The following is a 25659-nucleotide window of genomic DNA, read 5'->3' as shown; positions in this document are numbered from 1 at the left end:
GGGTGCCTCCATGGTGACCGCGGCCGATCCCGGCAAGGCCCGGACCAGCGTCTGGCTGGCCGGCGGGCACACCGCACCCGCCAGACGCCGCAGCGAGGCGCCCTCCGGCCTCGACCGGGAGCGGATCATCAGGGCCACCGTACGGCTGCTCGATGCCGAGGGGCTGGCCCGGTTTTCGATGCGGCGGCTCGCGGCCGGGCTCGGGGTCACCGCGATGTCCCTGTACTGGTACGTCGACACCAAGCACGATCTGCTCGAACTCGCCCTGGACCGCGCCCTGGGCGAGCTCCCGTTGCCCCGGACCACACCGGCCGGGCCGGTCCAGGAGGGCTGGCCCGGCCGGCTGCGGTCGCTGGCCTGCGGCTACCGGCGGCTGCTGGCGGAGCACCCGTGGGTGGCTCCGCTGACCGCCGCGTACCCGAACATCGGCCCGCACGCCCGGGCCTTCGACTCCGCACTGCAGCGGCTGCTCGATGCCACCGGCCTGGCGGGTGCCTGCCGGACCGGTGCGCACCTGGCCGTCTCGCAGTTCCTGCACGGCTGCGGGGGCGCCGCCCGGCGGGTGTCCGACGGGGACTTCGTCCTCGCGCTCGACGTGCTGATCGCGGGCATCGAGGCGAAGGCCGCCGCCCGGCCGGGCGCGTAGAAGACCCCCGCCGGGTTCCTGCCCCGCCCTGTTGAACAGGGGAGGGGCAGCCCGACGGGGGTCTGTCGGTGTCGCGGGTGTGGCTACTCCGCCGAGGCCGCCGCTGCCGAGGCCGTCGGGGCGTGGGCCGCCGGCTTGGACTTCAGCGCGACCTCCTTGATGAACAGCACCAGGACGAACGCGAGCAGCGCGGTGGGCGCGGCGTAGAGGAAGACGTCGCCGACGCCGTGCCCGTACGCGGACTCGATGACCGTGCGGAACGGCGCGGGCAGCTTGTCGAGGTCGGGGATCCCGCCGCCGGCGGTGCCGCCGTGGCCCATCGCCGCGGCCTTCGGGCCGAGCTCGGCCAGCCCGTCCTTGACGTAGTGGGTGACCCGGTTGGCCATCACCGCGCCGAGCGCTGAGACGCCCATGGCGCCGCCGAGCGAGCGGAAGAAGGTGACGACCGAGCTGGCCGCTCCCAGGTCCTCGGGGGCCACCTGATTCTGGGTGGCGAGGACGAGGTTCTGCATCATCATGCCGAGGCCGAGTCCGGTCAGCGCCATGTAGATCGCGATGTGCCAGTACGGGGTGTCGTACCGCAGGGTGCCCAGCAGTCCGAGGCCGGCCGTCAGCAGGACGCCGCCGGAGACGAGCCAGGCCTTCCACTTGCCGGTCTTGGTGATCACCTGACCGGAAACCGTGGAGGACACGAAGAGCCCACCGATCATCGGAATCGTGAGGATTCCGGACATCGTGGGGGACTCGTTGCGGGCCAACTGGAAGAACTGGCTGAAAAAGACCGTGCCCGAGAACATCGCGATGCCGACGAACAGCGAGGCGGCCGAGGCGAGGGTGATGGTCTTGTTGCGGAACAGGCGCAGCGGGATGATCGGGTCGCTCGCCCTGGACTCGACGAGGAGGAAGAGCAGGCCGAGGACGACGGCGCCGCCGGTCATCGCCGCGGTGGTCCAGGAGATCCAGTCGTACGAGTCGCCGGCCTGCGTGACCCAGATCAGGAGCAGGGACACGGCCCCGCTGATCAGGAAGGCGCCGAGCCAGTCGACCTTGACGTCGCGGCGGACGACCGGGAGGTGCAGGGTCCGCTGGAGGACGATCAGGGCGATGACCGCGAACGGCACGCCGACGTAGAAGCACCAGCGCCAGCCGAGCCACGAGGTGTCGGTGATGACACCGCCGAGCAACGGGCCGCCGACGGTCGCGACGGCGAAGACGGCGCCGAGGTAGCCGCTGTACCGGCCGCGCTCGCGCGGGGAGATCATCGCGGCCATCACGATCTGGGCGAGGGCCGACAGGCCGCCGACGCCGATGCCCTGGACGACGCGGCAGGCGATGAGCATGCCGGTGTTCTGGGACATGCCCGCGACCACGGAGCCGAGGACGTAGACCACCAGGGATATCTGGACCAGCAGCTTCTTGCTGAAGAGGTCGGACAGCTTGCCCCAGAGCGGGGTCGCGGCCGTCATCGACAGCAGGGCGGCGGTGACGACCCAGGTGTAGGAGGACTGCGTGCCGCCGAGGTCGCTGATGATCTGCGGCAGGGCGTTGGAGACGATCGTGGACGACAGGATCGCCACGAACATGCCGAGCATCAGCCCGGACAGCGCCTTCATGATCTGGGGGTGGGTCATGGGGGCGGGCGTGGGGTGGGGAGTGGTCTGCGACCGGCTGCCTTCCTGCACGCCGGCGGGTGCGGTCGTCGCCATGTGGTTCCTTTCTCTAGAAGCTCGATCGGAGCCGGGTCAGCAGGGTGTTCAGTACGTCGATGTCGTGGGCGGACCAGTCGGCCAGGGCCTTCTCCAGCGCGCCGGTGTAGCGGGCGCCGAGCTCTGCCAGGAGCGCGTGGCCCGCCGGGGTGAGCCGCAGGATGCGGCAGCGGCCGTCGCCGGGGTCGATGTCGCGGGTGATCCACCCGCGGTCGGCGACGTGGGCGACGTGGCGGCTGGTCACCGAGATGTCGATGGCCATGAGGTCGGCGAGGCGGCCGAGCCGCATTTCGCCGTGGCGGTCGAGCAGGGTGAGGACGGCGGCGGAGCCCGGCGGGCAGTCCGGGGGGAGCATGCGGGCGAGGTCGCGCTTGACCGCGCCGATGCCGGTGAGCTGGCGGGCCAGTTCCTCGTAGCGGGTGGGGTGGGGTGCGGGGGGTGGTTGTGGTGTCTGCGGCGCCTGGGTGGTCATCGGGCCTCCTCTCCTCATGTTGTTGCTTAGGGCAACCATAGAATCGATTGGTTGCTACAGGCAAATGAATCGAGGGGGTGGAGCGGTAAAGGAATCGGAAAACCCGCTAGGGTCCTGAGGCATGGCTGCGAACCACAACTCACAGGGCCCCGAGGGTAACTACGACCCCGCGGGCAGCACTCAGATGTTCCGGGCGTTCGTCGAGGAGGCCGCGCCGGCCGGGCCGGGATCGGGGCAGGGGCCTGCGGTGCCGGGGGCTCGGCGGCGGCAGGCCGCGCAGGGCTCGGGGTCGAAGGCCGGGCTGTGGCTGGGGGTGGGGGTCGTCGCGCTGGTGCTGATCGGGGTGGTGGCCTGGCTGGCGCTGTAGTCGCCGGGGAGGGCTGGGTGGGCCCGCTGCGCGGGCTTTCTCTCCCCGACCCGCCCTTTCTCCGTTTCCCGGGCTGCGCCCGGACCCCGGTCGGGTGCGGCGCCGTGCCCGGGGGCTCTGCCCCTGGACCCCCGCGCCTCAAACGCCGACGGGGCTGGAGATGGGGGTTCTGCCCGGACCGCCGTTGCTCAACGCCGGCGGGGCTGGGGATGGGGCTCCGCTCCGGACTGCCGGGGCTCAACGCCCGCGGGGCTGGGGAGGGGCCCGGCAGGCGGCTGGAGGGGGTCAGGTCCAGGTGGCTGTCGTTGTGCGGGTTTCCGTGTGCATGCCCAGCGGGACTCGCCAGGGTTCGACGCAGACCGTGTAGGTCTGCGTCTTTGTCGTGCCGCCGGGGATGGGCGCGGGGAGGGGCTGGGTCGTGGTGATCGTGGCCCAGTCGATGCCCAGAGCGCCGATGATGTGCGTCGCGAAGGACACCGTGCCTGAACGGATCGGTGTCGTACCGGTGTTGGTGAACCCCACGGTGACGTTCTCGCACCAGCGTTCCGCCGCCGGGGTGCGCGTCGGCGGGCTCAGGGTCAGTTTCGCCGGGGTGGCCGGGGGCGTCGTCCCCGGTTTCGGTGTCGGGGTTCCCGGCGCGGGGGCGGGCGGGGCCGTCTCGGGTGGGGGCTGGGGCGGTTCGGCCGTCCCGGGCGGCGTCGTCCCGGGCGGGGTGGTCGTGGCTCCGCTCCGGGCGGAGGCGGCCGGACCCTGCGGACCCGGGGCACTGGCCGACGTACTCGTCGTGGAGGACGGGGCTCCGGCCAGCTGCTGGAACTCCACCGGCGTCCGGGGCGCGACGTTGTCGCCCGCGCGGCGCTCCGGGCCCGGGGCGACGGCGCCCGCGGCGGCGTAGCCGTCACGTGCCGGGCCGCCGCACCCGGTGAGGCATGCGGCGGCCAGTACGAGCAGCGTGAGCGGGGTGAGGACTCGGCGTTCCCTTCGCAGCATCGCGGCAGTTTGGCTGACTGCGCGTCAGATGGGAAGCCCCCCTTCGGCGGCTATTCGCCGATCAGGCCCACCCGGAGCTGCGCCAGCGTGCGCGTGAGCAGCCGGGAGACGTGCATCTGGGAGATGCCGACCTCCTCGCCGATCTGCGACTGCGTCATGTTCGCGAAGAACCGCAGCATGATGATCTGCCGTTCCCGGGGCGGGAGTTTGGCGAGCAGCGGCTTCAGCGACTCGCGGTACTCGACGCCCTCGAGCGCGGTGTCCTCGTAGCCGAGGCGGTCCGCGAGCGAGCCCTCGCCGCCCTCGTCCTCGGGAGAGGGCGAGTCGAGCGAGGAGGCGGTGTACGCGTTGCCCACGGCGAGGCCGTCGACGACGTCCTCCTCCGACACCCCGAGCACCGCGGCCAGTTCCGGCACGGTCGGCGAACGGTCGAGCTTCTGGGCGAGCTCGTCGCTGGCCTTGGTGAGGGCGAGGCGCAGCTCCTGGAGCCGGCGCGGGACGCGCACGGACCAGGAGGTGTCCCTAAAGAATCGTTTGATCTCGCCCACGACGGTCGGCATCGCGAACGTCGGGAACTCCACGCCGCGTTCGCAGTCGAACCGGTCGATCGCCTTGATCAGGCCGATCGTGCCGACCTGGACGATGTCCTCCATCGGCTCGTTCCGGCTGCGGAAGCGAGCGGCGGCGTACCGCACCAGGGGCAGGTTCAGCTCGATCAGGGTGTCGCGTACGTACGCCCGTTCGGGGCTGTCCGCGTCCAGGGCGGCAAGTCGCTGGAAGAGGGAGCGGGAGAGGGTGCGGGTGTCGATGGCTTCCGAGCGGACAGGCGCTGCAGGCACTGCCGGCACTGCAGGTGCTGTCGGCGCAGCGCTCTTGACGAGCGTGAGCACCTTGGAGCTGCCCTGGTCTACGGACATGCCACCCCCTTGAGGTCGCGGACGGTCGCGTACGGCGCGCCCGTCGGAGGAACGCAGCCTCCACCTGAATACCGGAGGCGGGGCTGCGGCAAACGCGGTTCCAGCAGAATGTCACATGTCGGCAACGCGCTGTAGCGCCAAGTCGACATATATCTCCAGCGACAGAGCGGAATGAGCCCATTCCATGGGAAACGGAGGAACGATCTCACCCGTTTCAGCTACGCCTCGATCCTGTTTGCGGATCTGAGCCGGGCGAAGCTGCGGGCGAGCAGCCGGGACACGTGCATTTGCGACACCCCGAGCTCGGCGCTGATCTGCGACTGCGTCAGGTTGTTGTAGTACCGCAGCAGCAGGATCCTTTGTTCACGTTCGGGCAGCTGTACGAGCAGGTGCCGTACGAGGTCACGGTGCTCGACCCCGGCCAGCTCGGGGTCCTCGTAGCCGAGGCGGTCCAGCAGGCCCGGCAGCCCGTCGCCCTCCTGGGCGGCCTCGAGCGAGGTGGCGTGGTAGCTGCGCCCCGCCTCGATGCAGGACAGCACTTCGTCCTCGGTGATCCGCAGCCGCTCGGCGATCTCGGCGGTGGTCGGCGTGCGTCCGTGCAGGGTGGTGAGGTCCTCGGTGGCGGCGTTCACCTGGACCCACAGCTCGTGGAGCCGGCGCGGCACGTGGACGGTGCGGACGTTGTCGCGGAAGTACCGTTTGATCTCCCCCACGACGGTCGGCATGGCGAAGGTCGGGAACTGCACCCCGCGGTCGGGGTCGAACCGGTCGATCGCGTTGATGAGGCCGATCGTGCCGACCTGGACCACGTCCTCCATCGGCTCGTTGCGGCTGCGGAAGCGGGCGGCCGCGTACCGGACGAGCGGAAGGTTCGCTTCGATGAGGGCCCCGCGCACCCGGTGGTGTTCGCTCGTGCCCGGCTGAAGGCCCTTCAGCTGCCCGAACAGGACCTGGGTGAGGGCCCGGGTGTCCGCGCCCCGGCTCTGCGGTCTCGGGGCCGCCGGAGGCTCCTCCGGGGGGTCCTGCTGGGGCGGAACCTGGGAGTCCGGCTGGGCGTCGCGGGGGAGGTCGCGCGGGGTCTCGTGCCGGGCGGTGCGGGGCGGGGCGCCGTGAGGGGCGTGCGGCTCATCCTTGGGGGCGTGCTGGGCGTGCTGGGCGTCCTGCGGGCCGTGCGTCGCTTCGCGCTCCGGGCCGTGCTGGGGGTCCTGCTGGGGTGGCACCTGAGGCGCAGTACTGGCCGGCACGGTCACGCCACCCCTTCATGTATCAACTCATCCGTCAAAAGCGGTCATAGCATCACAAGACATGTGCACTGTGTGCAAGCACCGTATATCGCCGTGTTGAGGGCAAGTTGGGCATAATGGGGTATTTTGGGCGGCGCCATCACGGGGCTGCAGGAATACAAAAGCCCCCCACCCGTCGGAGTGGGGGGCCGGTCAGTCCGGAAGCCGCGTCAGCGTACGGGTTCAGCGCACCAATTCGGTCATGAACGCGCCGATGCCGTGGGCCGCGTCCGAAATGCCTTGGAAGCCTATTTTCACGATGTCGGCCGCCTTCACCGGCTGGGTGATGATCACGAAGAGCACGAATACGACGAGCCCACCCGTGATCATCTTCTTGGTGTCCATGAGCGGTGTCGGCCTCCCCAACCGGTCCTGCGCAGTCGGGTGAGTCTATCCGGACGGGTTCGGACACTGACCAGGTCTTTATGGACCAATGGCCCGGTGGTCCGGGTCCTTTGCCGCCCGGCGGGCGGCTGCGGGTGGCCCGGCATTGAAGACGAGCCCACCGGTTCCGGCAGGAAACCGGCGGGTGAGGGACAGGACCGCGTGGCGGGGTCCGAGCCGCAGGCTTCCCCCTGACTGCGGCCCGGACCGTCCCGTACCGGCTGCCGTTCCGGCTATTGGATGCCGCCGAGCAGGCCCAGGACGGGCTCCGCAGGGGCGACCACGGGCCACAGCTGGTCCGGCAGGTTCATCAGCTGACCGAGCTGGTTGACCCCCGGGACGACCTGATTGCCGATCTCCTGTACGGAACCCGGCATCGCCCCTTCCGGCATGCCCGGGGCCGCCTGCGGCAGGTCCGGGAGGGCGATCGGGGCTGCGGGGGCGGCGGAGGCGGCCGGAGCGGCGAGGCCCGCGGCGGCCCCCGCGAGAGCGAAGGCGGCGAGCATGCGCTGGGTCTTGGTCATGCCGTGACAACGGCCGAATGGGCGCCCGGTCACGCGGCCGTCATCCGTAAAGACGCGTCGGGGCGCCGAACGCACCGAGACGCACCGACATCCCCGGACACGCCGGAAGCCCCGTCCCTTGCGGGGCGGGGCTTCCGGTCGAAGCGGTAGTGGAGGGATTTGAACCCCCGATGGGTTGCCCCATACTCGCTTTCGAGGCGAGCTCCTTCGGCCACTCGGACACACTACCGAGATGGATCCTAGCCTACGGATCCGCATCAAATGAAATCGGTGTCCCCGGGCCGCTTCAGAGGTCGCGGAAGAAGTCCGTGAGCTGCCGCGCGCATTCCTCGGCGAGCACGCCGCGGACCACTTCGGGACGGTGGTTGAGCCTGCGGTCCCGTACGAGGTCCCAGAGGGACCCCGCGGCTCCCGCCTTCTCGTCGTCGGCGCCGTAGACGACCCGGGCCACCCGCGACTGCACGAGCGCGCCCGCGCACATCACGCACGGCTCCAGGGTCACCACCAGGGTGCACCCCGGAAGCCGCCATTCCCCGAGCCGGGCGGCCGCCCGGCGCAGCGCCAGCACTTCGGCGTGCGCCGTGGGGTCGCCGGTGGCCTCGCGCTCGTTGTACCCGGTGGCGAGGAGCTGCCCGGCCGGGCCCAGCACGACGGCGCCGACCGGCACGTCGCCGGCCGGCACCGCCCGGGCGGCCTCCTGGAGCGCCAGGCGCATGGAGTCCCGCCACGGGTCCCGTACGGGATCGGGGCCGTGCAGGGGGTGGTGCGTGGTGATCACTAGCGGACGGCCTCCAGCACCTCGGTGGCGCCGAGGGAATCGGCGATCTCCGAGAGGGCGTCCCCGTCGAGGGTCATCAGTTGTTTGTGGCTGACGCCGAGGTCGTCGAGCAGCCGCGGGTCGCCGAGCGGACCGGCCGGTACCGGTTCCGCGCCGGGCGAGTCCTCCTCGTCCCCGTCGTCGTCGGCGTCGGTGAACGCGGCGATCGTGTCCTCCTCGCCGTCCTCGGTGCCGTCCAGGTCCAGTTCGTCGAGTTCGTCGTCCTCCTCGTCGCTGCCCAGCAGCTCGTCGGTCAGCATCGAGCCGTAGGAGCTGCGGGAGGCCGCGGAGGCGTTCGACACGAAGTACCGCGGGTCCTCCTCGCCGTCCACGCGGACGACGCCGAACCAGGCGTCCTCCTGCTCGATGAGGGCGACCACCGTGTCGTCGTCGACAGCGGCGGCACGGGCGAGATCGATCAGATCACTGAGGGACTCGACGTCGTCGAGTTCCATGTCGCTCGCTTCCCACCCGTCTTCGGTGCGCGCGAGCAGTGCGGCGAAATACACCGTGACTCTCCCACTGGTCATAGGCGTGCCGGTTGGAGGTCCCCCCGGCCGGAGGTGGGAAGGGTTGGAACGGCTGTCCTGCTCACCGTTTCGTGCCCCGCCCAATCGGCATCGTGGCAGAAACAGCGGCTTTGCGAGAGGTCTTCCGCGCTTGCGTCGTGCCGTGCCGCTTGCCGCGGGGGGTGTACGGGGGCTGCGGGGCGGGCTTGCAGGGCCGCCCGGGATCCCGTCGGGCCCCTCGGCGCGGCGTCGTTGCCGGGGGCTCTGACCCCGGGCTCCCGCGCCTCAAACGCCGGCGGGGCTGGATCTGCTGGATTTTTCCCGGCGGGGGCCGGGTTTACCGGCCGGGTTCACCAGCGGAAGGTGCGCATGCGCATCTGTTGGCGCATGCGGGCTGCGCGGGCGCGGCGGGGCTGTACGCGGTCGCGGAGGGCACGCGCTTCCATCAGGTCGCGCAGGAACTGCGCGCGGCGTGCTCTGCGCTGTGCCGCCGTCTCCGGCGCGTCGTTCTCCCGGCTCGGCTGCGTGTCGGGCATCGGCCACCACCCCAGGCTGGTCCGGTCGTCCTCCTCCGCCGGCGCGAAGCAGACCCCCCGCCCCCCACCTTCCCCCGGACGGGCCGATTGATGCCACCCCTTCGCAGCTCAGAAGGGTTACGAGTCGTCCGACAGGGTGGGTACGACCGCGACCGGGCCGTGCGCGTGGTGGAGCACCGCGTGGGCCACCGAGCCGATCATCAGGTGTCCGACGCTGCGCCGCGGGTGGTGGCGGCCGACCACCACCAGGGCCGCCGACCGGGAGGCCGTCACCAGGCGCTCCGCCGGGTCGCCCGGGACCGCCGCCTGCTCCACCCGTACCTGCGGCCACCGGGCCCGGAACGGCACCAGCCGCTCCGTCTGGGAGCGCAGCATCTCCCGCTCCGCCGGCACGGCGTCCCCGTCGTCGGCCAGGCCCTCCGGCGGGATCACCTGGAAGGGGCTGTCCATCACCAGCGTCGGGGCCGGCGGGATCGCGTACGCCGAGACCACCTGGACGGTGGTCCCCCGTGCGGCCGCCTCCGCGAAGGCGAAGGCCAGTACGTCGTCCGCGGTCTCGGCGGCGTGCAGGCCGAGCACCACCCGCCCGGCGGAACCGGCGGAACCGTCGGAACCGTCGGAACCGTCGGAACCGGCCGCCCCGTCGGACGGCTCGGCAGCCGGCGCCCTCCGCGCCGCGTGCGCGATCACCACGACCGGGCACGCCGCCGTCGAGGCCAGGGCGCGGCTGTTCGAGCCGAGCAGCAGGGCCGCGAAGCCGCCGCGGCCCCGGGAGCCCATCACCAGCATCAGCGCGCCCTCCCCGGTCACCCGCAGGGCCTCGGGCACGGAGCCCTCCAGGGCGTCGTACCGCACTTCCTCCGGCAGTTCGGGGGCCTCGGCCAGGATGCCGCGTACCCGTTCGCCGACGGGGTCGGCGAACTCCTCCGGCTGCGAGGGGTCGGCGAGGGAGGAGCGGCGCGCCGCGTACAGCTGGGCGGTGTCGGGCAGCACGTGCGCGACGACGAGGCCGGTGCGGTGGTGGAGCGCCGCGGTCCGGGCCCATTCGAGTGCCTGGAGGCTGTGATCGGACCCGTCGACCGCCGCGACCACCGGTGCGTTGCTCATCAGTCCAGCGTGCTCGGCGACCGGGCGGGCCGCATCCGCAGGCATGCCCGCAGGCGTGCCCGCATGCGCCTGTGCCGGTCAGGACGCACAGGGGTGCGCACACCGCGTAGCCTTTTGACCGTGGGTCGCGAAAAAGTGCGGCCGTTTTTGCAGGTCGCAGGTCGAAACCCGGCAGCTGAGCCTTGGAGGATGTTGTGCGTTTGCAGGTCGTCGATCACCCCTTGGTGGCGCACAAACTGACCACCCTGCGCGACAAGCGCACCGACTCCCCCACCTTCCGTCGGCTCGCCGACGAGCTGGTGACCCTCCTCGCGTACGAGGCCACCCGGGACGTGCGCACCGAGCAGGCCGACATCGTCACGCCGGTCGGCCCGACCACCGGCGTGAAGCTCTCGCACCCGCGCCCGCTGGTCGTACCGATCCTGCGGGCCGGTCTCGGCATGCTGGACGGCATGATGCGGCTGCTGCCGACCGCCGAGGTGGGCTTCATGGGCATGGTCCGCAACGAGGAGACCCTCGAGGCCTCCACGTACGCGACGCGCATGCCGGAGGACCTCTCCGGGCGGCAGGTCTACGTCGTCGACCCGATGCTCGCCACCGGCGGCACGCTCGTCGCGGCGATCCAGGAACTGATCAAGCGCGGCGCCGACGACGTCACCGCCGTGGTGCTGCTGGCCGCGCCCGAGGGTGTCGAGGTCATGGAGCGCGACCTGGCGGGCACGCCGGTGACGGTCGTGACGGCCGCGGTGGACGAGCGGCTCAACGAGCACGGCTACATCGTGCCGGGCCTGGGCGACGCGGGCGACCGCATGTACGGCTCGGCCGAGTAGGACCCGTACCCGTACCGCGAACAGCCGGCCGCCTTCTCGGCGGCCGGCTGTTCGCGTCAGGTGGGGGTCAGCAGGTCTTGGCGGGCGCGGGCTGGGGGTTGGCCAGCAGGTACAGCTCCTTGTCCGCCGTCTCCTTCGGGCTGAGCTCCTTGAAGGCGTCGCCGAGGATCAGGTCGATGTCCGCGCCCTCGCGGGCATCGGTCTGCTGCGTATCGCCCTCGAGCTGGGTGCCCAGTACGGAGAAGGCCGCCTTGTCGGTCTTGGGCGAGCCGAGCAGTATCCCCGTCCCGGGGACCTTCTTGTCGAAGTCGGCGGGGGCGTTGCCGACGTTGGCGACGGTGAAGCCGCGCTTCTTCAGCTCGTCGGCGACCGCCTTGGCGAGGCCCGCGCGCGGGGTCGCGTTGTAGACGTTGACCGTGATCTGGCCGGGCTGGGGCAGCGCCACGGCAGGCTTGGCGGCGGGGCTGGCCGCTGCCGCGGCGCCCGCCCTGGGCTTCGGCGTCGCGCAGTCCTTGCCCGCCGCGACGGGCTTGCCGCTCCCGCCGCGGAACACGTTCATGAGCTGCAGGGTTCCGTAGCCCAGCAGGGCGAGACCGAGGACTGCTCCGAGCACGGTGAGGACGATCCGCCGGCGCCGCCGGGGTCGGCTCATGCGGGGGTAAGCCGCTCCCGTGACGCGGTACTTTCCGCCCATGCCGGGGGGAGTGAGCATGCTCATGGGCGCAGCGTAATACCGCCTGCTGCCGATGCCCACCAAATGATCTGTTGATAGGGCAAGACCGACCCGAAAGGCGCAATTCTCCCGAAGCGGAACCCTGAACCGGGGCGCTTCCCGCGGCTCAGTAGTCCATCTCGAGGACGCGCGCGTGCAGCACCTGGCGCTGCTGCAGGGCCGCGCGCACGGCGCGGTGCAGGCCGTCCTCCAGGTACAGGTCGCCCTGCCACTTCACGACGTGGGCGAAGAGGTCCCCGTAGAACGTCGAGTCCTCCGCCAGCAGCGTTTCGAGGTCCAGCTGCCCCTTGGTCGTCACCAACTGGTCGAGCCGGACCGGGCGCGGGGCGACATCCGCCCACTGCCGGGTGGTTTCCCTGCCGTGGTCGGGGTACGGCCGCCCGTTTCCGATGCGCTTGAAGATCACACGGAAAGCCTACCGGGCCGGTGCCTGCGGGCGCAGCCTCGCTATGACGGTGCAAAAGTGCCAGACAGGGCTATTTCGGGAGTGATGTATGAGCGAGAGCACCGCCCCCGCGTCCCCGGCCGACCAGATCGCCGCCGGGTACGCCTTCACCGGACCCGCGCTCGAACTGGGTGCCCTGCTCTGGGACGGCACCTGCCTGCCGGACCGGCAGATCCGCATCCCGCTGTCGATGCTCAACCGCCACGGCCTGGTCGCGGGCGCCACGGGCACCGGCAAGACGAAGACCCTGCAGCTCATCGCCGAGCAGCTGTCGGCGGGCGGCGTCCCGGTGTTCCTCGCCGACATCAAGGGGGACGTCTCCGGGATCTCGGCCCCGGGCACGCCCCACGAGAAGACCACGCAGCGGGCGGAGGAAGTCGCCCAGGAGTGGGAGGCCACCGGATTCCCCGCCGAGTTCTATGCGCTGGGCGGGATCGGGCCCGGCATTCCGCTCCGGGCCACAGTGACGAGTTTCGGCCCGGTGCTGATGTCGAAGGTGCTCCAGCTGAACCAGACGCAGGAGCAGTCGCTCGGCCTGATCTTCCACTACGCCGACGCCAAGGGCCTGGAGCTGATCGACCTCAAGGACCTGCGGGCCGTCGTCGCCTTCCTCGTCTCCGACCAGGGGAAAGCCGAGCTCAAGGGCATCGGCGGGCTGTCCACGGCGACGGCCGGGGTGATCCTGCGCGCCCTGACCGCGTTCGAGCAGCCGGGCGCCGCGGAGTTCTTCGGCGAGCCGGAGTTCGACACCGGCGAATTCCTGCGGACGGCTGCCGACGGGCGCGGGCTGGTCTCCGTACTGGAACTCCCGGCGGTCCAGGACAAACCGCAGCTCTTCTCCACGTTCCTGATGTGGCTGCTGGCCGACCTCTACACCGGCCTGCCGGAAGTCGGCGACCTGGAACGGCCCAAGCTCGTCTTCTTCTTCGACGAGGCGCACCTGCTGTTCAACGGCGCCTCCAAGGCCTTCCTCGAGTCCATCACCCGGACCGTGCGGCTGATCCGCTCTAAGGGCATCGGCGTCTTCTTCGTGACGCAGACCCCCAAGGACGTGCCGGGGGACGTCCTCGCGCAGCTCGGCAACCGGGTGCAGCACGCGCTGCGCGCCTTCACCCCGGACGACGCGAAGGCGCTGAAGGCCACCGTGAAGACCTTCCCCAACTCCCCGTACCACCTGGAGGAACTGCTGACCGGGCTCGGGACGGGCGAGGCGGTGATCACCGTACTCAGCGAGAAGGGCGCCCCGACCCCGGTGGCGGCGACCCGGCTGCGCGCCCCGCAGTCGCTGATGGGCCCGATCGATGCGGCGGCCCTGGACGCGGCCGTGAAGTCCTCGCTGCTCCACTCGCGGTACGCGGAGGCGGTCGACCGCGAGTCGGCGTACGAGAAGATCAGCGCCGAGCAGGCTGCGGCCGAGGCGGCGGCGGAGGCGGCCGCGTCCGAGGCGGCGGCCGAGAGGCAGGCCGAGCATGCCGCGAAGGCGGGGCGCAGCGCACCGGAGGCGGAGCCGTCGCTGGCCCGGCAGGTGGTGGGGAGCGGGCTGTTCCGCTCGCTGGCCCGGTCGGTCGGGACCCAGCTGGGGCGGGAGATCTCCCGGTCGATCTTCGGGACGGCGAAGCGGCGGAGGTGACGGCGGAGAACCGGAAGTGGCCGCGGGAGGAACGGAACTGACGGCGCAGCGGTCCATGTGACGCATCAGGTGCCCGGATCACTCGCCGGGGTGCCGTCGGACCCGCCGTCGCTGACAGACTTCGGTCATGCGGACCGAACTCACCGACACCACGTCCAGCAAGATCGACCGGGCCCTGCTCGCGGCCCGCCGGGCCATCGGCAGCCCCACGATGGGCCTGGTGCTGACGCTCGTCATAGCGACCGACGAGGAGAACGCGTACGACGCCGTCCGCGCGGCCTCGGAGGCCTCGCGCGAACACCCCTGCCGCATCATCGCGGTGATCAAGCGCACCTCGCGCGGCCCGCAGAAGCTGCGCCAGACCAGGCTGGACGCCGAGCTGCGGGTGGGCTCGGACGCCGGCACCGGGGAGATCGTGCTGCTGCGCCTGCACGGGGCGCTCACCGAGCAGGCCGGCTCGGTGGTCCTCCCGCTGCTGGTGCCGGACGCGCCGGTGGTGGCGTGGTGGCCGGGCGACGCACCCGCCGACCCGGCGCGGGACCCGCTCGGCGCGCTGGCCCAGCGCCGGATCACCGACGCGGAGGCCGCCGCCGACCCGGTCGCGGTACTGGACGCGCGGGGTGTCTCGTACGCCCCGGGGGACACGGATCTCGCGTGGACCCGGCTGACGCCGTGGCGGGCGCTGCTGGCCGCCGCGATGGACCAGAAGCCGCTGCCGGTGACGGGCGGGGCGGTGGAGAGCGAGGCCGACAACCCGAGCGCCGAGCTGCTGGCCCGCTGGCTCGAGGACCGGCTGGGGGTGCCGGTGGAGCGGGTCACCACGGACGGGCCGGTGATCACGCGGGTCCGGCTGGACAGCCCGGCGGGGGAGATCACGGTGAACCGCCCGGACGGGGCGCTGGCCACGCTGATCCTGCCGGGCAGCCCCGACCGCAAGGTGGCCCTGAAGATCCGCAGCAAGGCCGAGCTGATCGCGGAGGAGCTGAGGCGCCTCGACGCGGACGAGGTCTACGCGTCGGCGCTGCGCAGGCGGCCGGCCCAGGCGTCGCTCTCCGCGTAGTGGTTGTCGTACGTGGGCTGGCTGTCGATGATGTCCTGGACGGTGGCCTCGCCCGCGCGGACCCGGCCGAGGAGCCGGTAGTAGTCGAATCGGCCCATGCCGGGCGTGAAGCCGACGAAGACGCTCGCCGTGTGGCCGGGGGAGGGTGCGAAGGCGTGCTTGACGCCCGCCGGGACGGACAGGAAGTCCCCGGCGGTGAGGGTCTTGACCTCGTCGCCGACGAGTACGTCGAGCCGGCCGGCGGTGACGTGGAAGAACTCGGTCGCCTTGGTGTGGAAGTGGACGGGGGCGCCGGCCGCGCCCTCGTCGAAGGTGGCGGTGTTGCAGGTGAGCTCGGCGGTGTCGGTGAGCAGGGTGATGACGCTGCCGGGGCCGTCGGTGATGGTCTCGGCGGTGGCGGCGCGGGTCAGGATCTCGTTCTTCTCGTTCGTCATGACCATGAATCTACGCGGCAGTTTGACCGGTGGCAGGGGCCAATCAAGGACAGAGATTCCCGGTCAATCTCTGGCGGTCAATCGATGCTCTTCTCCGCTTTGGCGGCTTTGGCGGCTGCCTTCATCTCCTGCTTGTGCGCCCGCACCTTCGCGAGGGACTCCGGGCCGGTGATGTCGGCCGCCGAGCGGTAGACGTTCGCCTCGCCGTAGGCGCCTGCCGCCTCGCGCCAGCCCTCGGGGCGCACGCCCAGCCGTTTGCCGAGCAGGGCCAGGAAGATCCGGGCCTTCTGCTCGCCGAACCCGGGCAGTTCCTTGAGCCGCTTCAGCAGCTCGTCCCCGGTGCCCACGCCGCGCCAGACCGCCTCCGCGTCCCCGTCGTAGTGCTCCACGAGGTACGCGCACAGCTGTTGCACCCGCTTCGCCATCGACCCCGGGTAGCGGTGCACGGCCGGCTTCTCGGAGAGGAGCGCGGCGAAGGCCTCGGGGTCGTGGGCGGCGATGGCATGGGCGTCCAGATCGTCCGCCCCCATGCGCGTGGCGATGGTGTACGGCCCGGAGAACGCCCACTCCATCGGCACCTGCTGGTCCAGCAGCATGCCGACGAGCGCGGCGAGCGGGCTGCGGCCGAGGAGCGCGTCGGCCTCCGGCTGCTGGGCCAGCCGCATCGTGATGTCCATGGATCCAGCCTCCCGCGTGGCCGCGTTCCCCGCGCGGGCGGCGCACCGTGGCCCTAGCGTGAGAACCGCGCAAAACGCGACCCACGACACAAACCACGACACAAACCACGACACACGTACGACGACACAGGAGTCGATCGATCATGGCTGAGTTCCCGGAAGGCGCTCCGTGCTGGGTGGACGCGATGTTCAAGGACGTGGAGGGCGCCAAGACCTTCTACTCCGACGTGCTCGGGTGGACCTTCGGTGAAGCCTCCAGCGAGTACGGCAACTACACGCAGGCGTACTCCGGCGGCAAGGCCGTAGCGGCCGTCGTCCCGCCGATGCCGGGCGGCGAGGCGCCGTCGCAGTGGTGTCTTTACTTCGCCTCGCCCGACGCGGCGGCCACCGCCGAGAAGATCAAGTCGGCCGGCGGCGAACTGATGATGGAGCCGATGCAGGTCGGCGCGTTCGGCACGATGGCGATCGCGAAGGAGCCGAGCGGCGCGGTCTTCGGCGTCTGGCAGCCGGGCGAGCACAAGGGCTTCGAGAAGACCGGGGAGCCGGGCGCGTACGCCTGGGCGGAGGTCTTCACCCGTGACCCGGGCAAGGTGGACGGGTTCCTCCCGAAGGTCTTCCCGCTCGGCGCCCAGAAGATGGAGCCGGGCGACGACCCCGAGATGGCGGGGATGGACTTCAAGATCTTCAGCGTCGGCGGCAAGGAGAACCCGGTCCTCGGCCGGATGAAGATGGGCGACGACTTCCCGGCGCACATGCCCCCGTACATCCAGGTCTACTTCGGGGTCCCGGACTGCGACGAGGCGGTGGCGAAGGCGAAGAAGCACGGCGGCAAGCTCCACTTCGGCCCGATGGACAGCCCGTTCGGCCGCTTCGCCGCCCTGACGGACCAGCAGGGCGCGGCGTTCGCGGTGATCGACATGTCGAAGACGACGGGCGAAATGCCGAAGATGTCGGACGCGTAGCCGTCCCCGCCTCCGGAGCGGATGGGGCGGGGCCCCCGGGCGGCGGGCCCCGCCCCTACGCGTAGAGCGGCAGGCCCTCGGTGGAGACGGTCCATTCGCCGATGGTGACGTCCTCGCCGTACACGAAGTCCTTGCGCGTCGCATAGCGCGGCCCTGCGGGCGTCTGGTGGATGTCCGACAGGACGGCGCCGGTCCCGGTACGCGGGTCGAAGACCGCGTACACGGGGATTCCGAGCAGAGGGTAGTCCCGCAGCTTGCCGACCCAGTCGTTCTCCGGGTTGGAGCGGGAGACGATCTCGACGGCTGCGATGAGGGTGTGCGGGTCGAAGGAGCCCTGACCCTCCATGTCCGCTTCGGCGATCAGCATGATGTCCGGGACCCGCAGGATGCCCTGGGGCTCGTCCTCCACGTCCGGGGCCCCGGTGTGTGCCACGAGTTCCTCCGGCATCACCTTCTCCAGACGCTTCCGCAGGCGCAGCGCGGTGAGCTCGTGAGGGCTGCTGGGCGCCGTCATGTCGTGGACGATGCCTTCCTTGGTGATCTCGAACTTGCCGGGAACGGTGTCGTCCAGCGCATGAACGGCTTCCCGCATCGCCTGGTACCAACGGACTGCAGGTTGTACGTCGTCCGGGGCGATGGTCATGGAACGCGCTCCTCGTCTGTGCCCTGTGGTCCGGGTCCGAGTCATCGCTTTCATGCTAGGCCGCCTCTGCGCGGTGCGTCCGGCAGCCTTTGCAGGTGCCGGGAGTCGGAGCGCGGAAGGCGCGGTCGCAGGTTTCGCACGTCTGGAAGGGGTCCGGCGCGGCGAAGGGCTCTCTGTGGGGCGGTGGCGCCAGGAGGGGCGGGAGCTGGGTCGTCAGGCGGTGCGCGATCAGGCCCGCCGGGTTGCGGGGGCGGTCCGGGAGGTTCGCCGTGAGGGCGCTGGTCACCGCCTGGTGGGTGGCCCCGCGTTCCAGCCAGGCCTCGACGCCGCCTGCGAGGCGTTGGACGTCCCGCGCGCCGAGGAGCAGGCGGGGGTCGGCCCGGCGGAGTTCGGCCAGGAGCTCCTCGGCCAGCTGCCGGCGGGCCGGGTTGTCCGCGTTGCGGGGCGCCGGGAGGGCCACCGCCCGGGGCTTCGGGGGAGGGGCGGGCTGCTGGGGCCGGGGCGGTGGGCCGGGATCGGGCTCCGGGGCGGGGCGGGGCGCCCGTCCAGCCCCTGGCTCCGGCTCGGGTCGGGGTGCTGGGTCAGGCTTCGGCTCGGGCTCGGGCTCGGACTCCGGCTCGGGCTCGGACTCGGACTCCGGCTCGGACTCGGACTCCGGCTCGGACTCGGATTCGGGCTCCGGCTCGGGCTCGAGTTCGGGCTTCGGGGCCGTGGGGGCCGGGGCGGGCTCGGGGGTGACGGCCTTCGGGGCGTTGCAGAACACCGTACGGGTGACGATCCGCCCGTCCGGGAGCTTCTCCTGGAGCCGCCGCAGGTACCCGTGCGCCTCCAGCTCGCCCAGCGCCTTGCCGATCGCCTTCTCCCCCAGGGGCAGCTGCGTGGCCAGGGCTTTGATGCCGACCGGGGTGCCGCGGGGCACGGACTGGATGTACGAGGCGAGGGCCCGCGCGTTCATCGACAAGTGGGGATGCCGGATCAGGTCGTTGCTGACGACCGTGAAATTGCGGGTCTGCCGGATGTTGGTGTGTTGAACGCCGTACGCGGTCCGGGACGGCGCGTTAGAGTGCTGGAAAGCCATCGGGAAGTTGGATCCTTCTCGTGGTCAGGCCCTCGTCGGGATTGCGAGTCCCGGCGGGGGCCGTCCTGTTGTCTGGGGTGTCGCGGCGAGCATATGCCAGGCAACCGCCATGAAATCCAGCCGAGTTGGGACCTTTCACCCGTGTGAGTGAGTGCCGCTCCGGGGAGGCTGGAGGGGTTGGGTGGGAGTTTCTTTCTCTCGGTTCTTTCAAAGACAAAGCGTCGTGCCGCACCGGGTCGCGCCCGGGCACGACCCGCCTGTGCGAGCGGCCCGTACGCATGTCCACGACTTTGTCCAAGGCTGTCGAGACAGCCTCAACGCGAGTGACGGGTAAGGCGCGTTGAGGAGGTGGGTGCGCAGGAGAGCACGCTGCGCCGACGTATCGGGGGCGCAATGGTGTGGCGTCGGCAGCTCGAACATCTGCTTGAGGTACTCCAGTTGCGCAACATCTCCTTCCAGGTCATGCCGCTTGACTGTGAGGTCCATGCAGGAATGGACGGCGGAATCGAGGTGCTGAAGTTCGATGACGGATCGGCGGTTGGCCGCTCGGACGGAGCGTTCAACGGACGTCCGGTCTCGGATGCGAAGCGGCTTCGGATCCTTGAGCTGCGGTATGGGATCAGCCGGGCCCAGGCTCTCTCGCCACGGGAGTCCCGGGCGTTTATCGAGCACCTGCTGGGAGACACATGATGCACGAGTTGGCCTGGTTCAAGAGCAGCTACAGCGATGGCAGCGAAGGTGACTCCTGCGTCGAGGTGGCGTGGTTCAAGAGCAGCTACAGCAGTGGGTCCGAGGGCGACTCCTGCGTCGAGGTGGCGGCCTGTCCCGAAGCCGTCCGCGTGCGGGATTCCAAGGTGCTCGACGGGCCCCAGCTGGCGCTGACGCCGCACGCCTGGGCTGGTTTCGTCTCGTACGCGCGCGACGTCAGCCCTCGTTGACGGCGGCGTGGGAGGCCGCGCGGTAGCAGCGGGAGCTGACGGAGAAGTCGAGCGTCGGCTCCGGCGTCGCGGTGTGGGAGATGACCTCCACGAAGAAGTGTTCGGTCTCGTTCGTGGCCCGGATCTCGTCGGGGCTGACCTTGCTGATCTTCCAGCCGTTCTCGCCCAGCGCCTTCCGCAGGTTTTGCATGCCGGCCTCGTACTGGTCACTGGTCATGCCGCCCACCGACCAGCGGTGGTGTAGGGCGTACAGGTCTTGGCCGTACTCGTCGCAGACCACGAAGTTCATGCCTGTGCGGGGCTCGGTGACCTTGCCCTTGACCCCGGCCATCTCCAGCAGGCGGCCGGAGACCTCCCTCGTCTTCGCGCGCGCCGGGTCGGGATCCATCCGCTCCGGCGTGTAGGGGAGCTCCATGATGTTCGAACACCCCACGGACAGCGCCAGCAGCGACGCGAAGACGGCCGTGACGAGACGCCCCGTACGACCCGCCCGTGTCGCGTGCTTTCTTTCCGCGATTCGTCGCATCCGGCCCGTCCCCCTGGTGGTCCCTGTCCCCGGCCCCTGACCGTACCTGGCGGCTTGATCCCCTCCCCCTCCCCGTGGGCCCGGCTTTCGCTCCCGCGGCCCGCGGAGGATCGTGGGGAGTGGAAGGGAGACGCATCATGCGCAAGGTCATGGACTGCAGGGAGTACCCCAGCGAGATCGGGTGCACCCTGATGATCACGGGTGAGGAAGACGAAGTCATGGGCGCGGCCGTCCAGCACGCGGTCGCCGTGCACGGTGAAGAGGACACTCAGGAGTTCCGCGACGCGCTGCGCGGCATGCTGAAGCCCGAGGTGCCTCAGCACGCCTGACACCTGGCACGTTCGACAAACGCAGGGGCGAGCCGCCCGGGTGGTTCCGGCCGGTGAATGCGCTGGGGTGAACGCGCCCCAGGGCCGGGGTGCTTACGGTCGATCTTGTGCGGTTCCTCCGGACCGTGCGAGGTCACCAGCCAAGAGGTCGAGCACCCCATGAGCCTGAGCATCCGCAACCAGTTCGCCGGTACCGTCACCGCCGTCACGACCGGCGAGGCCATGGCCACGGTCAAGGTCCGTCTGGAAGGCGGCCAGGACATCACCGCCGCCATCACCGCCGACGCCGTCAAGGACCTCGGCATCGCCGAGGGCTCCGCGGTCAAGGCGCTGGTCAAGGCCACCGAGGTGGCGCTGGCCACCGGCGCCGTCGACGGCATCAGCATCCGCAACCAGCTGGCCGGCACCGTCTCCGACGTCGCCACCGGGGGTGCCATGGCCTCCGTCAAGGTGGACGTGGGCGGGGGCGGGCTGACCGCTGCCATCACCAAGGACGCCGTCGCGGCGCTCGGCCTGTCCGCCGGTTCCTCCGTGGTCGCGCTGATCAAGTCCACCGAGATCTCGCTCGCGACCGCCTGACGGCTCCGTCAGAGCCCCAGGCTCGGCGGCGACAGTGCGCCGAACCACACGGCGGTCCACGGCAGGATCGCCTTGGAGTACGGCCTGCGGTTCGTCGCCATGCGCCGCGAGTGGGCCGACGTGGGCGGCCGCCCAGATCCGGTGCCGACGACGCGCTGCGGCACCGGTCACCCGGAGAAGGGCCGGAGCATGTGCGTCATCGGCGACTGCGGCGGCTCCAGGCCCGGGAGCAGCCAGGGCTGGAAGGGGGCCAGTACCGCAAGGACGAGAAAGGTGATCCCGATGGCGGCCGAGAAGACGGGGCCCAGCCGCCACAGCTTCTCCACGAAGATCACCAGGGCCACCGCGGCCATGGCCAGGACGTTCATGACGCCGAGCGGGATGAGGACGATCATCAGTCCCCAGCAGCAGCCGACGCAGTACGCCCCGTGGTGGGCCCCGACCCGAAGGTCGCGGGCCATGGGCCGGAAGCCGGCGTAGCGCACGAGCTGGCCCATGGGGCTGCGGCAGTGCCGCAGGCAGAGGTTCTTCAGCGGGCTGAACTGGTACAGCCCGGCGATGAGGAAGGCTCCTGCCCCGATCCACCGCCCGGCGCCGGGGTGCTCGTCCACCAGGGCCCCGGTCGCGGCGAGGAGCCCGTACGCGATCAGGCCGAAGACCGTCCAGGCCAGGAGGTAACCGGCCACGAACTGGGCGGTGCGGGCCGCGCGGACGGCTCCGGCCGACTGGCGGCCGATGGCCCGGGCCCAGGTGATCGCCACGGGGGCCACGGACGGGAACATCATGGCGATCATCATGACCAGCCACAGCAGCAGGAACAGCGGGATGCCCATGCCCATGGTTCCCGGCCGGACTCCCATGTCACGGGCCTGATCGACGACCAGGGCCCAGGCGAGCAGGGCGATCGAGCCCATCACGCACCAGGCGAGCGCCAGCTGCCGGGCCGACAGCAGGTTCGCCGGACGCAGGGGCGGTGACAGGGCACTCCGGTCGAGCCGCACGCTTCCAGCACATCACGGCAGAGGTGTTCGTGCGCGGGCGGAACCAGGCCCCTCCGGGCGGCCGTGGCGGGGGGATAATCGACGTGGAGAGACCTGTACGACCCGGGCGTGGCCGGTGAGTCTTCAGGGGGGCATCGCCGTCCTCCCGGGACGAGGGCCGGTGCAAGTCACGAGGAGGCAGGGAGATGTCCGAGACGACGGCGACCGTTCCGAGATGGCACGCGGCGGGCGACTGGTTCGACACCTGTAAGTGCAACGTGCCCTGCCCCTGCTCGTTCGCGCAGCTGCCCACCTACGGCGATTGCGACGGCATCCTGGCGTGGCACATCCGCGAGGGACGGTACGGCGACGTACCTCTGGACGGCCTCAACGTGCTGATGCTGGGCTCCTTCGTCGGCAACATATGGGCCGAACACTCCGACACGTACGCGGCGGTGTTCGTCGACGAGCGCGCCGACGACGCGCAGCGCGAAGCGCTCCAGATGATCTTCGGTGGCCAGGCGGGCAGCTGGCCGGCAGAGATGGTGCGCATGATGGGTGCGGAGATGCGCGGCATGGAGTTCGCCCCCATCGAGGTGGAGGTCGCCGACGACCTCTCGAGCTGGCGGGCCGTGGTGCCCGGCCGGGTCGAGGCGGGCGCGCAGGCACTCACCGGACCCACCACTCCGGAGGGCGCTCGCGTGCAGTCGACCAACCTGCCGGGCGCCGAGACCGGACCGGGCCAGGTCGCGACCTGGGGCCGCTCGACAGCGGACCGCGCCGATGCCCATGGCTTCCGGTGGAGCAGGGAAGGCCAGTCGAGCAAGCACATCACCTTCGACTGGACCGGGCCCGACTAGGCTCGCCCCGCCCAACAGGGCCACCGACAGCAGAATGACGAAGGACCCGGCCGCTGTGCGGTCGGGTCCTTCGTTGCCCTGGTGGGCGAGTGCGGAGGATACGAGATTCGAACTCGTGAGGGGTTGCCCCCAACACGCTTTCCAAGCGTGCGCCCTAGGCCACTAGGCGAATCCTCCGCCGCAAACAATACAAGACGTTGAGGGGTGCTCGCGAACGTGATCGTCTGCGGGGGATCCGGGCGGGGAACAGGTCGGGGTCCGGGGTGGGGGCGGGTCGATTCCGGGGGCTCACATCCGCTAGGGTGGGGCCCAGCCCCTCACGTGGCGCTATCTCACCCAACTCCCCCAGGGCCGGAAGGCAGCAAGGGTAAGTGGGCTCTGGCGGGTGCGTGAGGGGCGCTTTGCGTTCCGGGGCGGCCGGCGGGACCGTCGGCGGGGAGTCTTTGTCGGTGGGCCCGGATAACCTCGTAGACGTGTCGTCCCTTGCGCTGTACCGCCGCTACCGCCCCGAGTCGTTCGCCGAGGTCATCGGACAGGAGCATGTCACTGTCCCCCTGATGCAGGCCCTGCGGAACAACCGGGTCAATCACGCGTACCTGTTCAGCGGGCCCCGAGGCTGTGGCAAGACCACCAGCGCGCGGATCCTGGCACGGTGCCTGAACTGTGAGCAGGGCCCCACTCCCGAGCCCTGCGGCGCATGCCAGTCCTGCAAGGACCTGGCGCGCAACGGGCCGGGGTCGATCGACGTCATCGAGATCGACGCGGCCTCGCACGGTGGTGTGGACGACGCCCGTGACCTGCGGGAGAAGGCCTTCTTCGGGCCCGCCTCCAGCCGCTACAAGATCTACATCATCGACGAGGCCCACATGGTCACCTCGGCGGGCTTCAACGCCCTGCTGAAGGTGGTCGAGGAGCCGCCGGAGCACCTCAAGTTCATCTTCGCCACCACGGAGCCGGAGAAGGTCATCGGGACCATCCGGTCCCGGACGCACCACTATCCGTTCCGGCTCGTGCCGCCCGGCACGCTGCGGGACTACCTCGGCGAGGTCTGCGGACGCGAGGGGGCCAAGGTCGAGGACGGCGTGTTGCCGCTCGTCGTGCGGGCCGGCGCCGGGTCCGTGCGTGACTCCATGTCCGTCATGGACCAGCTCCTCGCCGGTGCCGCCGAGGACGGTGTGACGTATGCCATGGCCACCTCCCTGCTCGGGTACACCGACGGGTCGCTGCTCGACTCCGTCGTCGACGCCTTCGCCTCCGGGGACGGGGCGGCCGCCTTCGAGGTCGTCGACCGGGTGGTCGAGGGCGGCAACGACCCCCGCCGCTTCGTCGCCGACCTGCTGGAGCGGCTGCGGGACCTGGTGATCCTGGCCGCCGTGCCCGACGCCGGGGAGAAGGGGCTCATCGACGCCCCCGCCGATGTCGTCGAGCGGATGCAGGCCCAGGCGTCCGTGTTCGGCGCCGCCGAGCTGAGCCGCGCCGCCGATCTGGTCAACACCGGGCTCACCGAGATGCGCGGTGCGACCTCGCCGCGGCTCCAGCTCGAGCTGATCTGCGCCCGGGTGCTGCTGCCCGCCGCCTTCGACGACGAGCGGTCGTTCCAGGCCAGGCTCGACCGTCTGGAGCGGAGCGGGTTCGCGCCCGGCGCCACCGGTGCCGTCGGCATGGCCGCCGCCCCGGCCGGCGGGCCCGCCATGGGGTACGTGCCCGGGCCCGAGGCGCATGCCATGGCCCCGGCCGGGCCCGGCGGCGCGGTCGCCGCCGCACGGGCCGCCGCTGCGGCCGTACGGGCTCCCGAGCCGGAGGCCCCGGCCGAGCCGGCTCCGGCACCGGTCCGGGCTCCCGTCCAGCCCCCGGCTCCCGCTCCCGCTCCTGTGCAGGCCCCTGGTGCGCCCGCCCCCGGTGCGTGGCCCGGGGCCGCGCAGCCTGGTGGCGGTGCCCCCGGTGCCTGGCCCGGAGCCGCCGCTTCCGCCCCGGCTCCCGCCGCGTCCGCCCCCGCCGCCGGTGCCTGGCCCAGCGCCGCCGCGCCCGGCTCGGGCCAGCCCGCGGCCGCTGCCCCGGCTCCGGCTCCGGCCGCCCCCGCTCCGGCCGCCGCCCCGTCGCCCGGCATGGCCGCCGGCGCCGGGCAGGTCCAGGCGATGTGGCCCGGCGTCCTCGAGGCCGTCAAGAACCGCCGCCGCTTCACCTGGATCCTGCTCAGCCAGAACGCCCAGGTCACCGGCTTCGACGGGACGACCCTGCAGCTCGGCTTCCCCAACGCCGGAGCCCGCGACAACTTCGCGAGCAGCGGCAGTGAGGACGTGCTCAAGGCCGTTCTGGCCGAGCAGTTCCAGGTCAACTGGAAGATCGACGCCGTGGTGGGAGGGGGCGGAGGCCAGCCGGCCCCGGCTCCGTCCGCGTACTCCGCCCCGGCCGGGCCCGCCTACAGCCCGCCGTCGGCCGCCCAGGCTCCTACGACCCCGGCGCAGCACGCTCCCGCCCCGTCGCAGCCGTACCAGCCGCCGCAGCAGCCGCAGCCGCCCCAGCAGGGCGCCTCCGCGCCGCAGCCCCCCGTACAGCAGGCGCCCCCGCCGGTCGCGCCCGAGGACGACGTACCGGAAGAGGATGATCCCGACCTCGTCGAGAGCGCCCTGACCGGACACGACCTCATCGTGCGCGAGCTCGGAGCCACGGTTGTGGAGGAATACACGAACGAGTAGG

At 71.2% G+C, this 25659-nt stretch carries 30 protein-coding genes, 2 tRNA genes, 1 other RNA gene and 1 pseudogene; 13 read left to right on the top strand and 21 right to left on the bottom strand.

The window, feature by feature from the left end:
- Nucleotides 1–10 precede the first annotated feature (10 nt).
- Nucleotides 11–646 carry a TetR/AcrR family transcriptional regulator gene (locus IF09_RS0105425; RefSeq protein WP_030292428.1) on the top strand — a complete coding sequence of 212 codons (636 nt, stop codon included), beginning with the start codon at nt 11–13 and terminating at the stop codon, nt 644–646.
- An 83-nt stretch (nt 647–729) separates the two neighbouring features.
- Here IF09_RS0105425 and IF09_RS0105420 read toward each other — a convergent pair whose 3' ends face one another.
- Both IF09_RS0105420 and IF09_RS0105415 read right to left on the bottom strand, forming a co-directional pair.
- Nucleotides 730–2352, bottom strand: coding sequence for an MDR family MFS transporter (locus IF09_RS0105420; protein WP_234320892.1), 1623 nt, complete (start codon nt 2350–2352; stop codon nt 730–732).
- Nucleotides 2353–2365: 13 nt separating this feature from the next.
- Nucleotides 2366–2824 carry a MarR family winged helix-turn-helix transcriptional regulator gene (locus tag IF09_RS0105415; protein ID WP_051832126.1) on the bottom strand — a complete coding sequence of 153 codons (459 nt, stop codon included), beginning with the start codon at nt 2822–2824 and terminating at the stop codon, nt 2366–2368.
- Between the two features lie 121 nt (nt 2825–2945).
- Here IF09_RS0105415 and IF09_RS0105410 point away from each other — a divergent pair, with 121 nt between their 5' ends.
- Nucleotides 2946–3191 (top strand): hypothetical protein, encoded by a 246-nt coding sequence (locus IF09_RS0105410; RefSeq protein WP_030292421.1) that lies wholly within the window; start codon nt 2946–2948, stop codon nt 3189–3191.
- A 285-nt stretch (nt 3192–3476) separates the two neighbouring features.
- Here IF09_RS0105410 and IF09_RS44445 read toward each other — a convergent pair whose 3' ends face one another.
- The 10 genes from IF09_RS44445 to IF09_RS0105355 form a co-directional block, all read right to left on the bottom strand.
- Nucleotides 3477–4181: a hypothetical protein gene (locus tag IF09_RS44445; RefSeq protein ID WP_234320891.1), complete on the bottom strand. Its 705-nt coding sequence runs from the start codon at nt 4179–4181 to the stop codon at nt 3477–3479.
- A gap of 50 nt (nt 4182–4231) precedes the next feature.
- Complete coding sequence (locus IF09_RS0105395) at nt 4232–5098, bottom strand: RNA polymerase sigma factor SigF (RefSeq protein WP_030292413.1); 867 nt, start codon at nt 5096–5098, stop codon at nt 4232–4234.
- Between the two features lie 218 nt (nt 5099–5316).
- Nucleotides 5317–6318 (bottom strand): RNA polymerase sigma factor SigF, encoded by a 1002-nt coding sequence (locus IF09_RS0105390; RefSeq protein ID WP_234320890.1) that lies wholly within the window; start codon nt 6316–6318, stop codon nt 5317–5319.
- Nucleotides 6319–6564: 246 nt separating this feature from the next.
- Complete coding sequence (locus IF09_RS46240) at nt 6565–6726, bottom strand: hypothetical protein (RefSeq protein WP_166663145.1); 162 nt, start codon at nt 6724–6726, stop codon at nt 6565–6567.
- A gap of 272 nt (nt 6727–6998) precedes the next feature.
- Nucleotides 6999–7289 carry a hypothetical protein gene (locus IF09_RS0105380; RefSeq protein WP_030292410.1) on the bottom strand — a complete coding sequence of 97 codons (291 nt, stop codon included), beginning with the start codon at nt 7287–7289 and terminating at the stop codon, nt 6999–7001.
- Nucleotides 7290–7433: 144 nt separating this feature from the next.
- Nucleotides 7434–7518, bottom strand: a tRNA-Ser gene (locus tag IF09_RS0105375).
- Between the two features lie 57 nt (nt 7519–7575).
- Nucleotides 7576–8067 (bottom strand): tRNA adenosine(34) deaminase TadA, encoded by a 492-nt coding sequence (tadA, locus tag IF09_RS0105370; protein ID WP_030292408.1) that lies wholly within the window; start codon nt 8065–8067, stop codon nt 7576–7578.
- Entirely contained in the window at nt 8067–8615 is a 549-nt protein-coding gene (locus tag IF09_RS0105365; RefSeq protein WP_030292407.1) for a hypothetical protein, read from the bottom strand. Before IF09_RS0105365 ends, tadA begins: the two co-directional genes overlap by 1 nt.
- 350 nt (nt 8616–8965) lie before the next feature.
- Nucleotides 8966–9151, bottom strand: a complete 186-nt coding sequence (locus IF09_RS0105360) for a hypothetical protein (protein WP_030292405.1) — start codon at nt 9149–9151, stop codon at nt 8966–8968.
- Between the two features lie 117 nt (nt 9152–9268).
- Nucleotides 9269–10258, bottom strand: coding sequence for a universal stress protein (locus IF09_RS0105355; RefSeq protein ID WP_030292404.1), 990 nt, complete (start codon nt 10256–10258; stop codon nt 9269–9271).
- 194 nt (nt 10259–10452) lie between these two features.
- Between IF09_RS0105355 and upp the strand changes: the two genes are divergently transcribed.
- Nucleotides 10453–11088: a uracil phosphoribosyltransferase gene (gene upp, locus IF09_RS0105350; RefSeq protein ID WP_030160225.1), complete on the top strand. Its 636-nt coding sequence runs from the start codon at nt 10453–10455 to the stop codon at nt 11086–11088.
- A gap of 67 nt (nt 11089–11155) precedes the next feature.
- Here the strand turns inward: upp and IF09_RS0105345 are convergent, their stop codons facing one another.
- Both IF09_RS0105345 and IF09_RS0105340 read right to left on the bottom strand, forming a co-directional pair.
- A complete protein-coding gene (locus tag IF09_RS0105345; RefSeq protein ID WP_078613060.1) occupies nt 11156–11806 on the bottom strand; it encodes a LytR C-terminal domain-containing protein in 651 nt (216 codons plus the stop codon).
- A gap of 121 nt (nt 11807–11927) precedes the next feature.
- Complete coding sequence (locus IF09_RS0105340; protein ID WP_030160221.1) at nt 11928–12227, bottom strand: type II toxin-antitoxin system VapB family antitoxin; 300 nt, start codon at nt 12225–12227, stop codon at nt 11928–11930.
- 88 nt (nt 12228–12315) lie between these two features.
- On the opposite strand from IF09_RS0105340, the gene IF09_RS0105335 reads away from it, so the two are divergent.
- Both IF09_RS0105335 and opcA read left to right on the top strand, forming a co-directional pair.
- Nucleotides 12316–13896, top strand: coding sequence for a helicase HerA-like domain-containing protein (locus tag IF09_RS0105335; RefSeq protein WP_030292400.1), 1581 nt, complete (start codon nt 12316–12318; stop codon nt 13894–13896).
- A 127-nt stretch (nt 13897–14023) separates the two neighbouring features.
- Nucleotides 14024–14956: a glucose-6-phosphate dehydrogenase assembly protein OpcA gene (opcA, locus tag IF09_RS0105330; RefSeq protein ID WP_030292398.1), complete on the top strand. Its 933-nt coding sequence runs from the start codon at nt 14024–14026 to the stop codon at nt 14954–14956.
- Here the strand turns inward: opcA and IF09_RS0105325 are convergent.
- Together IF09_RS0105325 and IF09_RS0105320 are read right to left on the bottom strand one after the other, a co-directional pair.
- Nucleotides 14905–15396, bottom strand: coding sequence for a cupin domain-containing protein (locus IF09_RS0105325; protein WP_037634043.1), 492 nt, complete (start codon nt 15394–15396; stop codon nt 14905–14907). The genes opcA and IF09_RS0105325 overlap by 52 nt on opposite strands.
- A 71-nt stretch (nt 15397–15467) precedes the next feature.
- Complete coding sequence (locus tag IF09_RS0105320) at nt 15468–16067, bottom strand: HhH-GPD-type base excision DNA repair protein (RefSeq protein WP_030292395.1); 600 nt, start codon at nt 16065–16067, stop codon at nt 15468–15470.
- 143 nt (nt 16068–16210) lie between these two features.
- On the opposite strand from IF09_RS0105320, the gene IF09_RS0105315 reads away from it, so the two are divergent.
- Complete coding sequence (locus tag IF09_RS0105315; protein WP_030292393.1) at nt 16211–17029, top strand: VOC family protein; 819 nt, start codon at nt 16211–16213, stop codon at nt 17027–17029.
- Nucleotides 17030–17084: 55 nt separating this feature from the next.
- Here the strand turns inward: IF09_RS0105315 and IF09_RS0105310 are convergent, their stop codons facing one another.
- Entirely contained in the window at nt 17085–17672 is a 588-nt protein-coding gene (locus IF09_RS0105310; RefSeq protein ID WP_030292392.1) for a Uma2 family endonuclease, read from the bottom strand.
- 55 nt (nt 17673–17727) lie between these two features.
- Nucleotides 17728–18750 carry a hypothetical protein gene (locus tag IF09_RS46235; RefSeq protein ID WP_030292390.1) on the bottom strand — a complete coding sequence of 341 codons (1023 nt, stop codon included), beginning with the start codon at nt 18748–18750 and terminating at the stop codon, nt 17728–17730.
- Nucleotides 18751–19107: 357 nt separating this feature from the next.
- Between IF09_RS46235 and IF09_RS0105300 the strand changes: the two are divergent.
- Nucleotides 19108–19440, top strand: a pseudogene (locus IF09_RS0105300) (DUF5753 domain-containing protein); the annotation flags it as partial.
- Nucleotides 19437–19688, top strand: a complete 252-nt coding sequence (locus IF09_RS0105295; RefSeq protein WP_030292388.1) for a DUF397 domain-containing protein — start codon at nt 19437–19439, stop codon at nt 19686–19688. The pseudogene IF09_RS0105300 and the gene IF09_RS0105295, both read left to right, overlap by 4 nt.
- On the opposite strand, the gene IF09_RS41585 is transcribed toward IF09_RS0105295, so the two are convergent.
- A complete protein-coding gene (locus tag IF09_RS41585) occupies nt 19675–20214 on the bottom strand; it encodes a hypothetical protein (RefSeq protein ID WP_158709910.1) in 540 nt (179 codons plus the stop codon). The two genes, IF09_RS0105295 and IF09_RS41585, sit on opposite strands and share 14 nt — an antisense overlap.
- Nucleotides 20215–20351: 137 nt before the next feature.
- Between IF09_RS41585 and IF09_RS0105285 the strand changes: the two genes are divergently transcribed.
- The gene (locus IF09_RS0105285; RefSeq protein ID WP_030292386.1) at nt 20352–20543 is read left to right on the top strand and encodes a DUF1059 domain-containing protein; all 192 of its coding nucleotides are present in this window, start codon (nt 20352–20354) and stop codon (nt 20541–20543) included.
- Between the two features lie 159 nt (nt 20544–20702).
- Entirely contained in the window at nt 20703–21122 is a 420-nt protein-coding gene (locus tag IF09_RS0105280; protein ID WP_030292384.1) for a TOBE domain-containing protein, read from the top strand.
- Nucleotides 21123–21289: 167 nt separating this feature from the next.
- On the opposite strand, the gene IF09_RS0105275 is transcribed toward IF09_RS0105280, so the two are convergent.
- Complete coding sequence (locus IF09_RS0105275) at nt 21290–22123, bottom strand: DUF2182 domain-containing protein (protein WP_037634038.1); 834 nt, start codon at nt 22121–22123, stop codon at nt 21290–21292.
- A 185-nt stretch (nt 22124–22308) separates the two neighbouring features.
- Between IF09_RS0105275 and IF09_RS0105270 the strand changes: the two genes are divergently transcribed.
- Nucleotides 22309–22962 (top strand): DUF1326 domain-containing protein, encoded by a 654-nt coding sequence (locus IF09_RS0105270; RefSeq protein ID WP_030292381.1) that lies wholly within the window; start codon nt 22309–22311, stop codon nt 22960–22962.
- Between the two features lie 92 nt (nt 22963–23054).
- Here IF09_RS0105270 and IF09_RS0105265 read toward each other — a convergent pair.
- Nucleotides 23055–23139, bottom strand: a tRNA-Ser gene (locus IF09_RS0105265).
- 131 nt (nt 23140–23270) lie between these two features.
- On the opposite strand from IF09_RS0105265, the gene ffs reads away from it, so the two are divergent.
- An RNA gene (ffs, locus tag IF09_RS42330) (signal recognition particle sRNA small type) lies at nt 23271–23369 on the top strand.
- Nucleotides 23370–23435: 66 nt separating this feature from the next.
- Nucleotides 23436–25658: a DNA polymerase III subunit gamma and tau gene (locus tag IF09_RS0105260; protein ID WP_030292379.1), complete on the top strand. Its 2223-nt coding sequence runs from the start codon at nt 23436–23438 to the stop codon at nt 25656–25658.
- Nucleotide 25659: the final 1 nt, after the last annotated feature.

The organism is Streptomyces katrae, from assembly GCF_000717655.1.
Taxonomy (GTDB): Bacteria; Actinomycetota; Actinomycetes; order Streptomycetales; family Streptomycetaceae; genus Streptomyces; species Streptomyces katrae_B.
The sequence above is the reverse complement of the archived record's forward strand: the minus strand, read 5'-3'. Positions and strand labels throughout refer to the sequence as shown.